The organism is Paenibacillus sp. LjRoot153 (genome assembly GCF_964253085.1).
Lineage (GTDB): Bacteria > Bacillota > Bacilli > Paenibacillales > NBRC-103111 > Paenibacillus_E.
In genome coordinates this window covers 1441017-1457006 of the sequence record NZ_CAXUQH020000001.1, presented here as the reverse complement: position 1 = coordinate 1457006, position 15990 = coordinate 1441017, and the positions used below count along the sequence as shown (strand labels likewise).

General features: G+C 45.3%; 13 protein-coding genes. 4 read left to right on the top strand and 9 right to left on the bottom strand.

The features are described from left to right. Positions 1–22: 22 nt before the first annotated feature. From ACSQ8P_RS06375 to ACSQ8P_RS06365, 3 genes are all read right to left on the bottom strand, one after another. Complete coding sequence (locus ACSQ8P_RS06375; protein ID WP_436234427.1) at positions 23–1720, bottom strand: hypothetical protein; 1698 nt, start codon at positions 1718–1720, stop codon at positions 23–25. A gap of 106 nt (positions 1721–1826) precedes the next feature. Continuing rightward, entirely contained in the window at positions 1827–3449 is a 1623-nt protein-coding gene (locus tag ACSQ8P_RS06370) for a response regulator transcription factor (protein ID WP_436234426.1), read from the bottom strand. Positions 3450–3475: 26 nt separating this feature from the next. Then, entirely contained in the window at positions 3476–5188 is a 1713-nt protein-coding gene (locus ACSQ8P_RS06365; RefSeq protein ID WP_436234425.1) for a cache domain-containing sensor histidine kinase, read from the bottom strand. A 114-nt stretch (positions 5189–5302) separates the two neighbouring features. Here ACSQ8P_RS06365 and ACSQ8P_RS06360 point away from each other — a divergent pair, with 114 nt between their 5' ends. From ACSQ8P_RS06360 to ACSQ8P_RS06345, 4 genes are all read left to right on the top strand, one after another. Beyond that, positions 5303–6253, top strand: coding sequence for an ABC transporter permease (locus tag ACSQ8P_RS06360; RefSeq protein WP_436234424.1), 951 nt, complete (start codon positions 5303–5305; stop codon positions 6251–6253). Positions 6254–6279: 26 nt separating this feature from the next. Next, on the top strand, positions 6280–7158 hold the full coding sequence (locus ACSQ8P_RS06355) for a carbohydrate ABC transporter permease (RefSeq protein ID WP_436234423.1): 879 nt from the start codon (positions 6280–6282) through the stop codon (positions 7156–7158). Positions 7159–7283: 125 nt separating this feature from the next. Then, positions 7284–8144: an EcsC family protein gene (locus ACSQ8P_RS06350; protein ID WP_436234422.1), complete on the top strand. Its 861-nt coding sequence runs from the start codon at positions 7284–7286 to the stop codon at positions 8142–8144. A 123-nt stretch (positions 8145–8267) separates the two neighbouring features. Next, the gene (locus ACSQ8P_RS06345) at positions 8268–8441 is read left to right on the top strand and encodes a hypothetical protein (protein ID WP_436234421.1); all 174 of its coding nucleotides are present in this window, start codon (positions 8268–8270) and stop codon (positions 8439–8441) included. Here ACSQ8P_RS06345 and ACSQ8P_RS06340 read toward each other — a convergent pair. From ACSQ8P_RS06340 to ACSQ8P_RS06315, 6 genes are all read right to left on the bottom strand, one after another. Continuing rightward, positions 8421–9221 (bottom strand): serine/threonine protein kinase, encoded by an 801-nt coding sequence (locus ACSQ8P_RS06340; RefSeq protein ID WP_436234420.1) that lies wholly within the window; start codon positions 9219–9221, stop codon positions 8421–8423. The two genes, ACSQ8P_RS06345 and ACSQ8P_RS06340, sit on opposite strands and share 21 nt — an antisense overlap. A gap of 34 nt (positions 9222–9255) precedes the next feature. Continuing rightward, positions 9256–10482 carry an MFS transporter gene (locus tag ACSQ8P_RS06335; protein ID WP_436234419.1) on the bottom strand — a complete coding sequence of 409 codons (1227 nt, stop codon included), beginning with the start codon at positions 10480–10482 and terminating at the stop codon, positions 9256–9258. A gap of 174 nt (positions 10483–10656) precedes the next feature. After that, complete coding sequence (locus tag ACSQ8P_RS06330) at positions 10657–11934, bottom strand: MFS transporter (protein ID WP_436234418.1); 1278 nt, start codon at positions 11932–11934, stop codon at positions 10657–10659. A gap of 150 nt (positions 11935–12084) precedes the next feature. Next, positions 12085–13236 carry an SGNH/GDSL hydrolase family protein gene (locus tag ACSQ8P_RS06325; RefSeq protein ID WP_436234417.1) on the bottom strand — a complete coding sequence of 384 codons (1152 nt, stop codon included), beginning with the start codon at positions 13234–13236 and terminating at the stop codon, positions 12085–12087. A 75-nt stretch (positions 13237–13311) separates the two neighbouring features. Further along, the gene (locus ACSQ8P_RS06320) at positions 13312–14967 is read right to left on the bottom strand and encodes an extracellular solute-binding protein (protein WP_436234416.1); all 1656 of its coding nucleotides are present in this window, start codon (positions 14965–14967) and stop codon (positions 13312–13314) included. 114 nt (positions 14968–15081) lie between these two features. Further along, complete coding sequence (locus tag ACSQ8P_RS06315; protein WP_436234415.1) at positions 15082–15978, bottom strand: carbohydrate ABC transporter permease; 897 nt, start codon at positions 15976–15978, stop codon at positions 15082–15084. Positions 15979–15990 lie beyond the last annotated feature (12 nt).

Here is a 15990-nt window from a genome sequence, read left to right as displayed (position 1 = left end):
ATCTCCAGCGGGCCCCTTCATCCTATTTCTTCATTTTCGCGTACCAATCATTTACTTCTTTGGTCATATCATCGCCGCCTAGGCTCTTCCACTCTTTTACGAAGTTATCGAATTCCGTAACAGGCTTTTTACCATAAATAATATTGATAAATGTATCCCCCTCTAATTTGACGAGAATACCACCTTTGGATTGCATCGCTGGCGTATTCGCCCCCGTGTATGCTTGAGGAATATAGATACCGGCTTTCCAACCATCATCGACAATCTCAGCTGCCTTGAGACCATCCTTGCCGCTAACGGCAATTTTCTTCTCACTAGGCGTTACTGGTGCTTTCCCTCTGCTTACGTCTGCTCTCAGCTTCATTCCGATAAATGGATCTTTCGGTTCGATTAGCAAATATTTAGCCGGACTAACCTTGCCCCCCGGAATATCCCCTTCGGTCACGGAGTAGGTGCCATCCGCTTTAATTGTATAATCGTAATCTTTCGCCCACCCATTCACAAACTCGCTTCCCTCTTCAGGGTTTACAGCACCAAATATCCGATTCAAGTATAGGAATAGCGCATCGACATGTTGGAAATCTTTTTTAACCAATAAGCCGCCCCTTAAATAGGTCGTGTCACGGGCTTCTATTTTGCCATTTAGCGTTGGCAGCGGATACGGCTTCATGATGGACCCCGCCACATTCTTCTGCATATCCGTATTCGGCCAACCGGACATCCACGAAGGAGCCACTACAATACCTACGCGGCCTTGCGCAATCAACTCCGCCAATTTATTCTCGTCATGAAGGCCTGCTTCTTTTGAAAGATAACCTTTATTATACCAGTCTCTAAGCTTCGCCAAGCCGTCTTTCATCGCCGGAAGCGTTGATCCATGAACCAATTTCCCATCCTTCTCCAACCACTGATAAGGTACCGTGCCTAAAGCCCCGAACACCCACGAAGTCTCTCCAAGCCAGCTCGTGAACGGATTTGGGGAAGATCCACCAGAGCCTAGACTTGCTCCAAGTGGGATAACGTTGTCAGATCCGCCAGGCTTTTTGTCCAAGAAAGCTTGCATGACAGCTTCTAGCTCTTCAAATGTCTTAGGAGCCTTGATGCCGAGTTTATCTAACCAATCCTGTCTGATCCACATCACAGGGTTGTCATTCCCCGCAGTAGCAAAGTTCGGGAGGGCCATTTTTTTACCACCGTAGGTGACTTGGCTCCAATTCAATGGGTTCGAGTTGTAGATTTGTTTCATTTTGGGAGATGCATATTTCTCGAAATCTGCTGTTATATCTCTATACTTGCCGGATTGAATCAATTCGTCCAACAACGTCATATCCTGTGTTGTCAGCACATCAGGCAACGATTCGTTTGCTGTCAGCATCAATCTTAGTTTCGTATTGAATTGTTCGCCCGGTACTTGCCACAAAACTTTCAGATCGACACCTAGTTGATCGTGTGCCCACTTCGTGTGCACATTGTTTTCCATGGTCTCACCGTTCTTGAACTTCATGGTGGCGTCAGTCGCTTTGACTGTCGTGATGGTCACTGGTGTTTCAAACTTGTATGTTCCCTTTTGGATGGCATCAGCAGAAGCACCCTTCTGTGCAGCGGATGTCGGCGAATTTTCTGCTCCCTTTTCGCCGGAACTTGTGCTTTGAGAACAAGCGGTTACGAGAGAGAACACCATAATCACTGCAAGAGCAAGTAGATATCGTTTTTTACCCATTTTCTATCAAGATCCTCCCTTTACGCTGTATTGCGTTGCACCTTTATATTAATACAGCGCTTTCAGCGGGGTAAGTGATAAAGTTTTAAGATGGTGTATGAAATTGTTAAGATTGGGTGATATGCCGATCCCTGTATTCTTGTGGTGTGACCCCGTAATAATTTTTAAACAATTTGCTAAAATAAGGCGGGTTTTGGAAGCCCATTTGGCTAGCTAGCTCATAGATTTTGATATCTGTTGAACCCAGCATAACGGCTGCCTTTTCCATCCTGTACCGCATAATGAAATCACTGATATTCTCTTTCATCTCCTGTTTATACATGGATGACAAATATACCGGGTGCAGGGTCACATGATCTGCGATCGTTTGCAGCGAAACATCTTGTGCAATATGCGTCTCAATAAAACGATGAATTTTCGAAATAAGTTGGTTTTTGCTGTCCCTGAATTCACGGATGCTGCCAGATTCCATGCTTTCCAGTACCCCTACTGCCCACTCCATGACTTGGTCCGCTCTGGATAACGCTCGTGGATCTGACGACACATCCGTCTCCAACCCGGATACTTCCATCAAGGTTTTGCCTTGGAGGTGTGCAATATACAGAAAAGCATTCATCAAGGTATAAGTAACTTCCATCATGTTTTCTTCCGTATCCATTTTTTTGGAGCTCATTTCTTCAAAAACATCACTCAATTTCTTGCGGACATCCCCCCACCGCCCAGCTTCTAATAGCTGCTGGATACTTGGCGGACTATATAAGGATTGCAGCGACCTCGATTGTACGCGAGGCATCCCGGACATGATCATAATTCCCTTATCGCTTCGGGGAACCTTACGAAATTCATTCAGCGATTTACGATAATGCAGCGCGAGTTCATCTGGAAATATCCCCTCATCACTTATCAAAACGGATACCTGCCCCTTCAAAAAGGCCGAGACTTTCAACTGCAGCTCATAGGCCGATTTCTCTAGAACGTTATCGCCTCTTGTATCGAAAGATCCGCCCTTACCGTTGTCCTGCAGCAAAAAGCATAAATACCCGAATGTATCTTTACAGTACCAGACGTTATAATCCGGCTCTAAAATTTCGCAAGCGATATTATGGACGGCGTATTCGAATAACAAATCGTCATGCTCCACCGCATCTCCAAACCCACCATCCATTCTTACTAGGATAAAAGAACAGTTCATTCCTGGTTCAAACGGAAGCTGGTACTCTTTCATTCGTTCAGCTAATGCGGATGATGACAGGGTACTTCCCGTCAACAAGTTATTTAATAAATTAGATCTTAATAATGGCAGGTGAACATGAAGTGTCTGGCGGGCCCTTTCCAAGGAGCCTACATGCTCCCATTCCTGATCGAAGAGCATCTTGACACGAGACACCTCATCCATCAACTCTTCGTCCTTAATCGGCTTCAACAAATAATTCACCGTGCCGTACATAATCGCCTGACGCGCGTACTCGAATTCACCGTAGCCCGATAGTAAAATGCATTTGGTACGGGGAAAGTGATCCTGTATATGTTTGCATAATTGCAGCCCATTCATGCCCGGCATCCGAATATCCGTTACAACGATATCAATCGGTGTTTTCTTTAGAACCTCAACAGCTTCCAGCCCCGAGGCCGCCTGAAAGACGTATTCCACACCGATACTTCTCCAATCATTTTCTACCATACTCTTTAATAGCATGGGTTCATCATCAACCAGCAAAAGTTGAATCATGGGTTCCAAACCTCCCTACCTTATTCTCATTTCCAACGAAGTGCTACGCTGAGACCTGACAACCGATTCGAAGCTGCAATAATAACACCTGCACCAGAACCAAATCGTTGTACTAATCGTTGATTGACGTTCCACAGTCCACAGCCTGTATGTTCATCCATAGGACGCTCCAGACTCTGTACATAGTCATCTATCTCCTGATCCGTCATCCCCACACCGCTATCTTCGACAACCAGAACATTCCAGTCAGACTCACGACGACCCGATACCATGATACTTCCTCGTCCCGGTTTGGGTTCTATGCCGTGTACAATCGCATTTTCTACAACGGGTTGGAGAATAAGCCTCATCACAGGTTCATTCAGCATATCCGCAGGAATATCAATCTGATAATCAAGACGTTCCAGCCGTAATGAATAAATATTCAAGTAGTGATTGACCAAATCAACCTCCTCTTTTAATAAAGGCATCTGATTCTCAACCCTTGTGGTATAGCGATAATAATCCCCTAAATGATACGTCATCTGTTTAATGGTGTCGGTATAGCCAGCTTTCGCACAACCCGCAATGAAAGATAGGCAATTATACAGAAAATGGGGATTGATCTGCGATTGCAGCTGTTTTAGCGTTGCCAGGCGGGAACGATTTTGTTCCTCGTATACGTTGGTGATCAAATGTTGGATTTCATCCCCCATATCATTAAATCGCAGCATCATGTAATCAAATTCATTATGAAATCGCTTATTGATTCGGAACGAATAGTCGCCCATCTCCATATGCTTAAGTCCTTTCATGATAAAAGAAATCGGCTTCTGCACATGAAGATACAAGAGATAAGAAGTGGCAAATCCGAGGAGAACCAGCACGAACATGCTGATATAAAACAAATTTCTGCTCTTAATAATCGGAGCGTGAAACGTATTTAAAGGGACATAATCAATTAGATACGCATCGATACTTGGCAGATGGGTATAACTCAAATAGGCCTTCTGTTCCTCTAGCTGTATGCTTCGATGCCCACCTTCGTTCAAGCCCTCCTTAAGAAGTCTGTCTCCCAAATTGTCTAAGTCAGCATCACTTGAATCAGAAACCGAGAACACCTCACCCGTGCTTGTTAATAAAAAAGAGTAACCCGGGCTATCTCGTTTGTATGACCGCAGCATTTTCCTAATATTATCTAGTCCAAAACGCACCTCATAAATCGCACTTACAGTCTGTGGATTACTTTTAGAAAAGTACGGATCCCAGATAAACAGTTGATAGTACGGCGTTTCATTAGAGCTGCCCGGGTGGAAGTGCCACTTCCCGTTATCAGCCGTTTCAAGGACACTCTGATCGTATCGATCATTCGGATTTGTCGATATTCTTCTTTGGGTATCGGGTAAATAGATGGATAAATCATTGGTCCAGTTGCTGGAGAAGCTCTGAAGAAAGAGTTTTTCTTTGACTTGTGTTTGAAAGTCAATCATTCCGTAGTAGTCCTTCGTCAGAATACTCGTCTGAAGCTTCAATATGGAGGAGTCACGCGCTAAAACACTGGAGGAAAGGGACAGACGTTCGGCACCCACTTCAATCTGGTTTTTCAGAAACTGCAGCTGGCTTTCGTTGTACGCCGTGATCTGTGAATCAATGACCTGAAAGCTGGTCCTGCTGAAATACGCAAATAGAATGACAATGGGAATTAATAGAATGAGGATGACACCGTTGATTTTCAGGAATATAGGCCAGTGCCGCTTCATTGCACAACCTCCTTAAGATATTGACAGTCACCTTTAATATGTATTCTATACAAAAAAACGCTTCCATCCTAAGATGAAGTTACAGAAGACGCAAGTTGAGGAGGAAAATAATGTATGAAAGATACCGTCATTATAACATCATCGCCACCCGTAACGGCAAGAGTAAGAGAGAAACGAAATCATCCGCTTCGCAAAACATGGAGGCTTCATCTCATGCTGCTGCCCGCAGTATTAGTTGCTCTCATCTTTAAATATGCCCCCATGCCTGGGATCATTATGGCGTTCCAGGACTTTAAGCCATGGCTTGGCATTTCTGGATCTAGATGGGTCGGTTTGGATAATTTCCAACTTATATTTACGATGAAAGGCTCCGTTCAAGTCATTTGGAACACGTTAATTATCTCTGTTTTGAAAATAATATTTGGATTAGCTGTACCCGTCACCTTTGCCTTATTGATCAATGAAATCCGCAATATGAAGTTGAAACGGTCGCTTCAAACTATGGTGTACCTGCCCCATTTCATGTCATGGGTCATATTAGGCGGTATCTTGTTGGACGTGCTCTCATTAGACGGTGTTTTAAACCAATTAGTTACAGCTTTTCATTTACAGCCCATCATGTTTCTGGGAGAAGGGAATTGGTTCCGCTTTACCGTCATTGTGAGTGATCTATGGAAGGAATTCGGCTTCTCAGCGATTGTCTTCCTTGCCGCATTGTCCGGTATTAATCCGGATCTTTATGAAGCTGCCGAAATCGATGGCGCCGGTAGATGGCAGCAGACCATCCATATTACGCTTCCTTCCCTGCTTCCCATCATGGTTGTCGTGTTCACATTGTCCCTAGGTAACATGCTGAATGCCAACTTCGATCAAATCTACAACCTGATTAATCCACTTGTCCTTCAAAAGGGAGATATTATTGATACCTTTGTATTCCGTAACTTCCAAGGCGGGCAATACAGCTTAGCCGCCACGGTTGGCTTATTCAAATCGGCCGTCGGGTTCATCCTGATCAGCGCCGGATACTACATTTCACACAAATGGACGAATTACCGTGTATTTTAAAATGACTACCAGCGGAGGAACAGGCTATGTATTATAAAAATCCATCCTATAAAGTGTTTTACTATTTGAATGTGACACTTCTAATCCTTGTCTCCATTCTTTGTATTTTGCCTATGCTGCATATCTTTGCCGTCTCTCTCAGTGGAAAAACAGCCGCCGAATCCAATCTGGTCACGCTGTTCCCGATCGATTTCAATCTGGACAGCTATGTGAAAACCTTTCAAAATGATAACTTCCTCCATGCCATTCAAATCTCGGTATGGCGCAGCCTCATCGGTACGGTAATGGCCATGATGGTAACCGTTCTCGCTGCCTTTCCTTTGTCCAGAAGCAACATCGAGTTCAAGCCACGCAACTTTTACGTATGGTTCTTCCTGATCATAATGATCTTCGATGCCGGACTTATCCCCCACTACTTGCTGATACAAAAGATCGGATTGGTTGGTTCGTTCTGGGTTTACATTCTGCCCCATCTGCTCAATGTCTGGAATATCATTCTAATGATGAATTTTTTCCGTGCGATACCGAAAGAATTGGATGAGGCGGCTACCATGGACGGGGCAACATCCTTCCGAATTTTCTTCTCCGTTTACTTACCGATATCCATGCCTGCCCTTGCCACCCTCTCCTTATTCACACTGGTAGGCCATTGGAACAACTGGTTTGATGGCATGTTATATATGAGATCTCCCGAGCAGTGGCCGCTGGCCACGCTTCTGCAGACCATCGTCGTCGCACGCGACCTCAGTAAAACCGGTATTGACTTTGAAGATTTAGAACTCCTGTCCAATCGGAGCGTAAAAGCAGCGCAAATCTTCATCGCGATGATTCCGATTCTGGTCGTCTACCCGTTCCTTCAGCGCTTTTTTGTCAAAGGCATGGTTATTGGAGCCGTAAAAGAGTAACCCTACAAGTACCCGTTGATTAAACACTTTCTCAAAGTGTCTAGTCAGTGGGTACTTATTACGTATTTGCCTGCATCCAAATGCGATTACATACGTATACGATGTAGAAAGGAGTTGTTCGAAGCATGACTGATCTTGAACATCATCACCATCCGGAAACCACGAATGAGCTGCGGCAGGCCCTTCATGAGATCGAAGCCTGGGAAGCTGATCAGAAAGATCTTTGGTTCTGGGAAAAGCTAGGGCGCCTTCCATTTCAGGTGCTGGATCGCTTAACGCCAAAGTTTTTGAATAAGAAAATAGGGGAAGCCTTGGACGAGCTCGGCAATTATTTGCAAGCGGGAGGACGGTATCTGATTTCTGAAAAGGGGACCTTGCGGCATATTGAGGAAGTGTTTGAGCGCAGCAGAGGTAAGCGAGATGAACTTACTGAGGGGATTTCAATTGCATCCGTGGGCACGTTGCCGCTTCAAGTGCTGGATCAAACCGCCGATGAAATTGTACTTAATCGCTCCAAAATTGCTACCTTGCAAGGCGCAACGACGGGTATCGGCGGGATCCTCACACTCGCTATCGATATTCCGGCCATCCTTGGTCTGTCCTTGAAAACCATTCAAGAAGTTGCCATCTGCTATGGCTATGATCCCAAGGACAAGCAAGAGCGGATCTTCACCATCAAGGTTCTGCAATTCTCCTCCTCCGACATTGTCGGCAAAAAGGCGATTCTTGAAGAGCTTGGCAACTATGCCACTACTGACAAAGAGAGTGTGCAGATGATCTCTCAGCTCCAGGGCTGGCGCGAGGTATTCGCTACGTACCGCGATAATTGGGGATGGAAGAAGCTGTTCCAGCTCATTCCAATTGCGGGTATTCTCTTTGGCGCTTGGATCAATCGCGGCACGCTGAAGGATGTAGGCGAAGCTGCGAAAATGCTGTATCGCAAGCGGCGTGTTCTCGAGCGCTTGCACGACCAAGTCGATGGCTAGCTGAAACCACCAGCACCCCTTTTCGTATAGAGAAGAAACAGCAAAAGGAGGTATGCAAGGTGATTAAATATTTACTACGCAAACTATTAGGATCTCTTCTTCATTCCAGACGGGGCCGTCATTATGGACATAGCAGCTCTAATCATAGAGTACATGTTACACGACGTTATTCTTCAAGTGACCATCGCGGATACGGACATACGCATGGACAGCGTTATTATAGAAATAGAGGAGGAAGCTCCAGTTAATACAGCCGCGAAAGTGGCTTTTTTCTTTTTAAACGAGTACGGCGTCTAATTCCTCCATACAAGCTTGTACATTCGCATATGGCGGATCGATTTGTAATAATTTCCGAATCATTTGCTTCGTCTGCGCGGAAATCGACAGTTCCTCCTCCCATCCCCGTATGGCCTCCTCCTGATCATCACTTGATTCATAGGTCGAATACAGCATATACAGTAAAAAATGGCCGATCGCGTACATATCTGAAGTGACATCGACAGTCCTTCTCCGGATTACCTCTTCATCGGAATCAATCGTTAACCGGGCTGGTTCTCCTAGGCGAGCGGCTAAACCAAAATCAATCAAACTCATGTGATCTCGGTCTACTATGACATTTGGAATTCGGATATCTAAATGAACGATGCCCTTCTCATGAATAAATTGTACAATGTTCAATAATTGTCGGATGAAGCGTAAAGCGTCCTTTTCCTCAAAGCGAGCTCCCCGTTCAAATATCAAATCCTCCACGGTCCGACCTTGGATATACTCGGATATCATATACAATCGTTTCGATTCTTTGAAAGAGGTGTAGCATTTTGGAATAGAAGGATGTTCTAACTGACTCATAATCGCCATTTCGCGTTGCAATAGGTCTTGGCCCAGTTGTCCTTTACTCGGTTTCGCTTGCTTCGCGACGACCTCTTGACCCGAATGCTTATCTAGACATAAGTAAGTTAACCCATAGCTTCCCATACCTAGGAAACGTTCGATTTGGTATTGACCTCGAATAACCTCTCCCTCTCTTCGAGGATAGTCGATCCATGCTTCGTAAGCCCTTTTTAGATAAGAAATCACGGTTAGCGGCCCTCCTTGTAAATGCTTTATTGAATCATCCGTAACGTGACCCCGGTTCCATCATTTCTTTGTTATCTTTTTGCAGCAAAAAAATAACTGTTCCTATGCACCCGCAAATGGCAGCGGCAATTAATAACCCTGAAATCGGCATGTAATCGGATAGGCCTGTGCTGATTAATGGAGCGATAGAGCCGCGAATACCAAACAGCATTAAGTGCAGGCCGAATACGACGGCCTCTCTTCCAGGTACAACACGAAAAATATAGGCAAGAATACCAATATCCCAGATGGCATCACCAATTCCCTGGATCCCGCTACCAATAATCACAGCAGGATAATTCCCGAAAATCCCATAAAGTAAAGGAACAATCGCGAATGCCGCTAATCCATAGACCAACGTTTGTTTCGCAGAAAATCGATCAATCACCCAACCAACAACAAAATATGCCACCAATAAACACACATAATAGGAAATACGCGCAAGCGCAATTTCACTGTTGTTCAACTGCAACTCTCTGACTTGGATGATCTGATATAAGGGACTCGCCAATATGTTACCAAAGCCCGTCAATGTCGTTGCTGCAAAAAATACGACCAGCTCTCGGTGATTTCTCACAAGCTTGAGCTGTTCCTTAAATGAAGATTTGCGTGCCGATACTGTCGTTGGTAAAGCAATCTCCTTAACGCGGGCTAGGAAAAGAATCGATATAACACCAGTAATGGCCGCAGTGATCAGCGGCCCGCTCGGTCCTGACTTATCCGTCCACGAACCGACTATGTAAGCAAGTGGAATCATAATAGCTCCCATGGCAACTCGAACGTAGCCCATGAGTCGACCACGCAATTCAGGCTGATACATACGTGTAATTAGCGCAGGATAAGCCGGTGCTTGTATACCCATTAACAAGTAAAAAATGATTGCCGTCACAACATAGACACTGGGAGCACCAAAAAATGCCGGAAGCAGCAATAGCGCTCTGCCAATTAAATTCGGGATAATGACAAAAGGTTTGGGATTCGATTGTTCGATTCTCCCTGCCCAAATCGGCGAGAACAGCAGTCCAATCGCCGGAGCGGCTGCCAAAATCCCGACTTCCAGATTCGTAGCCCCTTGTCTAATGGCAAGTGCGATGTAAAACTGATTAAAGACCACATTAAAGAGACTAAATAAACAGGCTGCACCAAAATCACTATACAAGTTATGCTTAGTTGCCGGGCTCATCTGTAAGCCTAGTTTTTGAAACACTCTGTTTGCCAGCATGGCTTTACTTCCCCTCATACTTCTCTCATTCTAGTTCACTATTACCTTCATGATAGCAGGTTTTCCTGTTCATTTCTCTCAAAAAAAAGACCATAAAGCTAGCATTTGCGGACATACCAAAGAGCTCACCATAATGAAATGGTTGAGCTCCTTATGTTTATATTCACAGCGCTATCATGTCTGGCCTTGCAATCTCTGATCCAGCTTCCCTTGCACGAACCAGGCATATACAACATACCCGCCGAGCAAGGCAGCCGCAGTCAGAAGGAAGGGCAGCGAATAATGACTGCCCGCCAATATGTAGCCCGCCCAGTAGGAAGCGATTGTATTCCCTATGCTGCGGGAGACGGTCCGCATGCCTGCGAATAGGTTGCGGTCCTCCTCGGCGACAGCTGACATGCATTGACTGTCCATCAGGTTGTTCAGCATCGTGAAGCCCGTTCCGCGAATGAGCAGCAGCATGGCAAATACGGCGGCTGGCATGGCCATTGCCATGAGTGCCACGACAATGATGTTATACAGAAACAGGAACACGAACGTCCTGCGGCTGCCCCATCTCTCCACAACGTAAGGCATAACGATCGAGCCGATAAAGAAGAAAAATCCGGACAACGCCAGCACGCCGGAGATATTCCCATCCTCCATCTGGAATCGGAATTTCAGGATGACATTCAAGAATGGACTAAGCAACCCGAATGTAAAGCCAGAGTTGAAGATAAGCAGTGAAAGCAGCAGGAGAAAATACATCGCGTGCCGTTTCTTCGGCTGGTGGGAAGGCTTCGCAACTTGTACGCTATTCTCCTCATCAGTTACGCTGCTGTTGGCTTGGGCCTTGGCATGGTTAGATGGCAGCAGCAGACCCCGCAAAATGCCTGAAAGGCCTAAACATCCGCCAGCAACGAAGAAGGCATATTGGTACATCGTTGTATGTCCCGGTATCCATTCGGGTAGATAACCACCAAGCCACGTGCCTAGACCGGTAAATAACGTAAATATGGCGAACAAGAGCGAGTAGGCACTTGTTTCTTCTTTTTTCGTGCGGCAATATTGGAAAATTAATTGAATTTCAGAGTTCAAGATCGCTGTAATACCCAGCGAATACACAAGTTGCGCGACGGTTATCGCGCCAATACTCGTCCCGATACCGAAGAGCGTGAGAGACAGGAAAGCCAGCAGCATACCGATGACGAGCATCGTTTTGCGCCCGATAAGCTTCACGATGAAGCCTGCGGGCAAGCTGGCTAATCCAACCGTCAGCGCCCCAAGTGACGTTATCTTGCCAATGTCTCCTTTGGAGAAACCGAGATCTAATAAATGTAAGTTAAGGATGAGGCTAGAAATCCCGACTCCGATGCCAAACAAACTTTCCGTCGCAATGAACCGCTTCACATTAGGCGATAAATCACGAACTAAATTTACGGTATACGTCCACATAGATGCACCTTTCTTCATGTAGTTATGTGCTCTATCTTACATGGCAAGGGCATCCAAGTTCAAATTTTATTTTACAGCTGGTTGATTCTTAGTTTCTATTCTTTTACATGCATAAAATCCATCTATTTGTCCAGAAACCAGCGCGGTTGCCTGAATCAATGCCCTGCTCTAATTGCTTAGCAATTTCAAAATACGAAGACTCGTACCCGTGCTGCGCTCATCTTTCTTCCCTGTATGACGAATGGTTATTCGTCTGCTTTGCCGATCCGCATACATAGGAAACATTGCCATAATAGGGCGATATGCCTTCAAACACCAATCATCAAACAATTGTATGGCTTGAAACGGCTCACTGTCTATCGCGTATTCGAAGGTCCCCGAGTCAGGCCCGCACAGCAGCAAAATACCAGCACGCTGCCCGTGCACAGTGAAAGAAAGTGATGCATCATGGGTATCCGTGTACAGATGTCGAGTGTCATATCGCCAGTTCATCAGAGGCTCCGATGACAACTCCCTCCATTCAAAGCCTACCAAACCATCCACGGGGTCCACCTCTAGCATGGCAGCATATTCGTAATTATTTGGATTAAGCGAAGGAAGGAGCGATACAACCTCCTGTCCGTTGATCCTTACCGGATCCTTATCTCCGTCTGCATCCTTCTTCCCACCTAGCGCCTCGTTCAGATACTCCCGCAGAAACGATGCATACAGCGCATGCCCCGCATCATTCGGATGTACCCGATCTGAAGCAAGATCATCCCAACGTACTTCATCTGTCTGCAGCAAGGCGTATACCCTAGCGGCAAAGTTAACAGAAGGAATCTCGTAATAAGCAGCAACTTCTTCATGTACAGCTATGTTGAATGGCGTACTTTCGGTCAAATTTTTGTCCGCTGCCGAGTAGATAAAACAGATATCCGTACGAGGCGAAAGTCGTCGGCATTGTCGTACGATCCCTTCCATTCCCCTGATAGATTCGTCGCGATCCTCACCATCGTTCACACTAAACTCAACGAATAGCAAATCGATCTCACCGTGAGACAAAACGTGCGCCTGCAATCGGTGAGCACCGAATGTAGACGTCGTTCCCCCAACACCCGCATTGATGCACATCACCATGTCTGGGGTGTAACGTTGCTTCAAGTAGCGCTCGGTTAAAGCACGCCAACTCGTGGTCGCCAAATCCGATGCCCCTGCACCTTCGGTAATTGAACCGCCTATAAAAGCGACGGTGATCGGCTCATGGCGATTTAATTTCTCCTGCATGTGAGGCAGCCCTCCGCGATGATTCAGCCAATGGTTGGCCCATGTATTCGTCATATTCTACGTCTCCTTTACGAATAAAAAAATCAAGTGCTCTATGTATGAACATAAAGCACTCGATTTTTAACTGTCCTATTTTTTATAGGAAGAAGTGTCATACGCTTTTTGCAAAATTTCCAGATAACGTCCAACTTTCAAATTATCCAGTCCTTTCACATAAGCATCCCAATCCTTCGTCAAATCTTTATTTCCTGTAATGAATTGCAACGCATTTTGATCGATATAATTTTTGAGGTTCGTTTGAAGAATGCTTGCTTCATCTGTTTGTGCAGGATCAACCCATACCGCCCAGACCGGATATATCTCTTTGGGTTCGTGACCTTGGTATAACAGTGTTGCATTGTACAATCTGCGCTCGTAGTTTGCTGAATCATACACATCTGTTCCTTGAACAATGCTGTCTCTGTATTCGCTTGGTTGATAGAAGTGGCCCATACCGCTCCAGCCTGCATTATGAGGTGCTTCTCCTTCTACAGCTGGAATGGACGCCATGAGCGGTTTCACACCTTTACCCAGAGCGACCTCGCCTTCTTTTGGCTTTCTCCAGTCGATCCCTTCCATGCCTGATGCTGCATTTGTTTGACCTTCAAACGTAAACATGTAATCAACCATTTTAATTAACGTAATTTGCTCTTCTTTCGTAGCTTTATTCGTAATGACGAATTTCGCCCCTGGCGTTAATCCGCCACCATCATGCGTAGCTAGGGAACCGTTTGGCCCCGTAAGTGGAGGCACCGGATTGTAATCGGCCGAGTTTTTGTTACCTTTATCAATGTTTACAAAAATAGCGGGATGCATGCCTGCGCCTACACCAAGAATTTGCGTCCCTGCGTTCTCGCCAATTTTCTTGAACGCTTCCGCATTTTGCGTAAATGCCCCTGGATCAATGAGTCCTTCGTCATACAAAGATTTAATATACGCGAGGCCTTCTTTCCACTGAGGCTTATTCGCAGCTGTATCAACTTTGCCATTCGCCATCGTCAGGTAATTGCGGTCATCATCATAAATGAAACCATTCATGAGGAACGGAATGATATGCACGCCAAAATCTTCCGTCGATCCACTTAGCGGAACTTCGTCGGCTTTGCCGTTACCGTTAGGATCACTCTTCTTGAAAGCTTGCAGCACTTTCTTAAAGTCTTCTGTCGTTTTTGGCATCTCGAGATTCATTTTGGATAACCATTTGGTATTGATCCACATTTTGTTCGGATACGAGCAGTGGAAACATTGCGTATAAGATCCTAATCCGTAAATTTTGCCATCCGGCGCCGTACTAAAGCTCTTCAGTGTTGCGTCCTTAGCCATAGCCGCTTTAATATTCGGTGCATACTGATCAATTAAATCATTTAAAGGAATTAAAATGCCTTGCTTCCCGTATTTCAAAATATCAGCTTGTGAAAATTGATCGATCCAGGCCGTCAACATGTAGGAATCCGGATAATCACCGCTCGCCAGTGAAATCTGTCTCTTCTCTTTGGCACCATCAAACGGGATAATTTCAAAATTAAACTTCGCATTGAACTTTTCTTCCATGAATTTCGTGAATTTGTTCGTCTTTAAGTCAATCGCTGTATCCTGCTGAGCAAACATGCTGATCGCGACAGGACCACTCGTCGTAGCTCCCGTTGCTGCTGGAGATACAGTTGCTGTATCATCCTTCGAGCATGCGGCAAGAAATAAACTAGCCATCATAATTACCGTTAGTGCGCTTACAAGACCCTTTTTCACATGTATCGCTCCCTTTTATCATGCAATTAGTATAACCCCGATCTAAGATCCACTGCTAGCATTACCTGAAATGAATCACCCCTTTCAATGGAATCGACAGGATAGGTCCACGTCTTACCCTTTTACAGAGCCCACTAACATGCCTTGCACGAAGAACCGCTGGACGAACGGATAAATAATCAACACGGGCAGTGTTGTTACAACAATGAGGGAATATTTCAACGCTTCTGCAAGCTGTTGTCTTTCTACTTGCTTCAAGGCATCTGTCGCATTCGAGCTGTTGTTGAGAATGATAATACTGCGCAAAATCAACTGCAGCGGGAACAAACTAGCGGATTTCAGATAAATCAAAGCATCGAAGTACGCGTTCCATTGGCCGACAGCATAAATGAGGATAAGAACGGCGATGATTGGCTTCGATAACGGCACGACAACACTTCTCAGAAATCTAAAATCACTGCAACCGTCGATTTCACTTGCATCAAACAGTTCATCTGGAATCGCGGATTGAAAGAACGATCTCGTGATGATGACCTGCCACACCCAAATAGCATTCGGAATGAGCAGCGCCCATCTCGTATCAATCAGCCCCATCTGCTTGACGACCAAGTACGTTGGAATTAATCCACCGCTGAACAGCATCGTAAACGTGATTAACATCATGAGTACATTTTTGCCGAAGAACGTTTTCCGAGAAAGTGGATACGCGATCATAATCGTAAGCACCACACTAATAATGGTTCCAACGCCCGTATAAAAAAGGGAATTCGCATAGCCAATCACCACTTTCTCGTTATGAATCAAGGTATTGTACCCTTTGAGCGATAGCTCTACGGGCCAAAGCCATACTTTGCCGGAAGTGACAGCTGCTGGACTGCTAAACGAACTGCTGATCACGTAAATAAGCGGATATAACACAACAATGAGTAAGAGGCTCAGAAGTACGTAGACGGCAATCAAGAAAATTTTATCACCTAGCGAATCTTTCACTTTTGCTTTGATCGTAGACATAGCTGCACTCCT

Excerpts from the sequence above, each read along its gene's own strand:
- ACSQ8P_RS06375 (WP_436234427.1), bottom strand. The coding sequence starts at position 1,720 with ATGGGTAAAAAACGATATCTACTTGCTCTTGCAGTGATTATGGTGTTC.
- ACSQ8P_RS06370 (WP_436234426.1), bottom strand. The coding sequence starts at position 3,449 with ATGATTCAACTTTTGCTGGTTGATGATGAACCCATGCTATTAAAGAGT.
- ACSQ8P_RS06365 (WP_436234425.1), bottom strand. The coding sequence starts at position 5,188 with ATGAAGCGGCACTGGCCTATATTCCTGAAAATCAACGGTGTCATCCTC.
- ACSQ8P_RS06360 (WP_436234424.1), top strand. The coding sequence starts at position 5,303 with ATGAAAGATACCGTCATTATAACATCATCGCCACCCGTAACGGCAAGA.
- ACSQ8P_RS06355 (WP_436234423.1), top strand. The coding sequence starts at position 6,280 with ATGTATTATAAAAATCCATCCTATAAAGTGTTTTACTATTTGAATGTG.
- ACSQ8P_RS06350 (WP_436234422.1), top strand. The coding sequence starts at position 7,284 with ATGACTGATCTTGAACATCATCACCATCCGGAAACCACGAATGAGCTG.
- ACSQ8P_RS06345 (WP_436234421.1), top strand. The coding sequence starts at position 8,268 with ATGGACATAGCAGCTCTAATCATAGAGTACATGTTACACGACGTTATT.
- ACSQ8P_RS06335 (WP_436234419.1), bottom strand. The coding sequence starts at position 10,482 with ATGCTGGCAAACAGAGTGTTTCAAAAACTAGGCTTACAGATGAGCCCG.
- ACSQ8P_RS06330 (WP_436234418.1), bottom strand. The coding sequence starts at position 11,934 with ATGAAGAAAGGTGCATCTATGTGGACGTATACCGTAAATTTAGTTCGT.
- ACSQ8P_RS06325 (WP_436234417.1), bottom strand. The coding sequence starts at position 13,236 with ATGACGAATACATGGGCCAACCATTGGCTGAATCATCGCGGAGGGCTG.
- ACSQ8P_RS06315 (WP_436234415.1), bottom strand. The coding sequence starts at position 15,978 with ATGTCTACGATCAAAGCAAAAGTGAAAGATTCGCTAGGTGATAAAATT.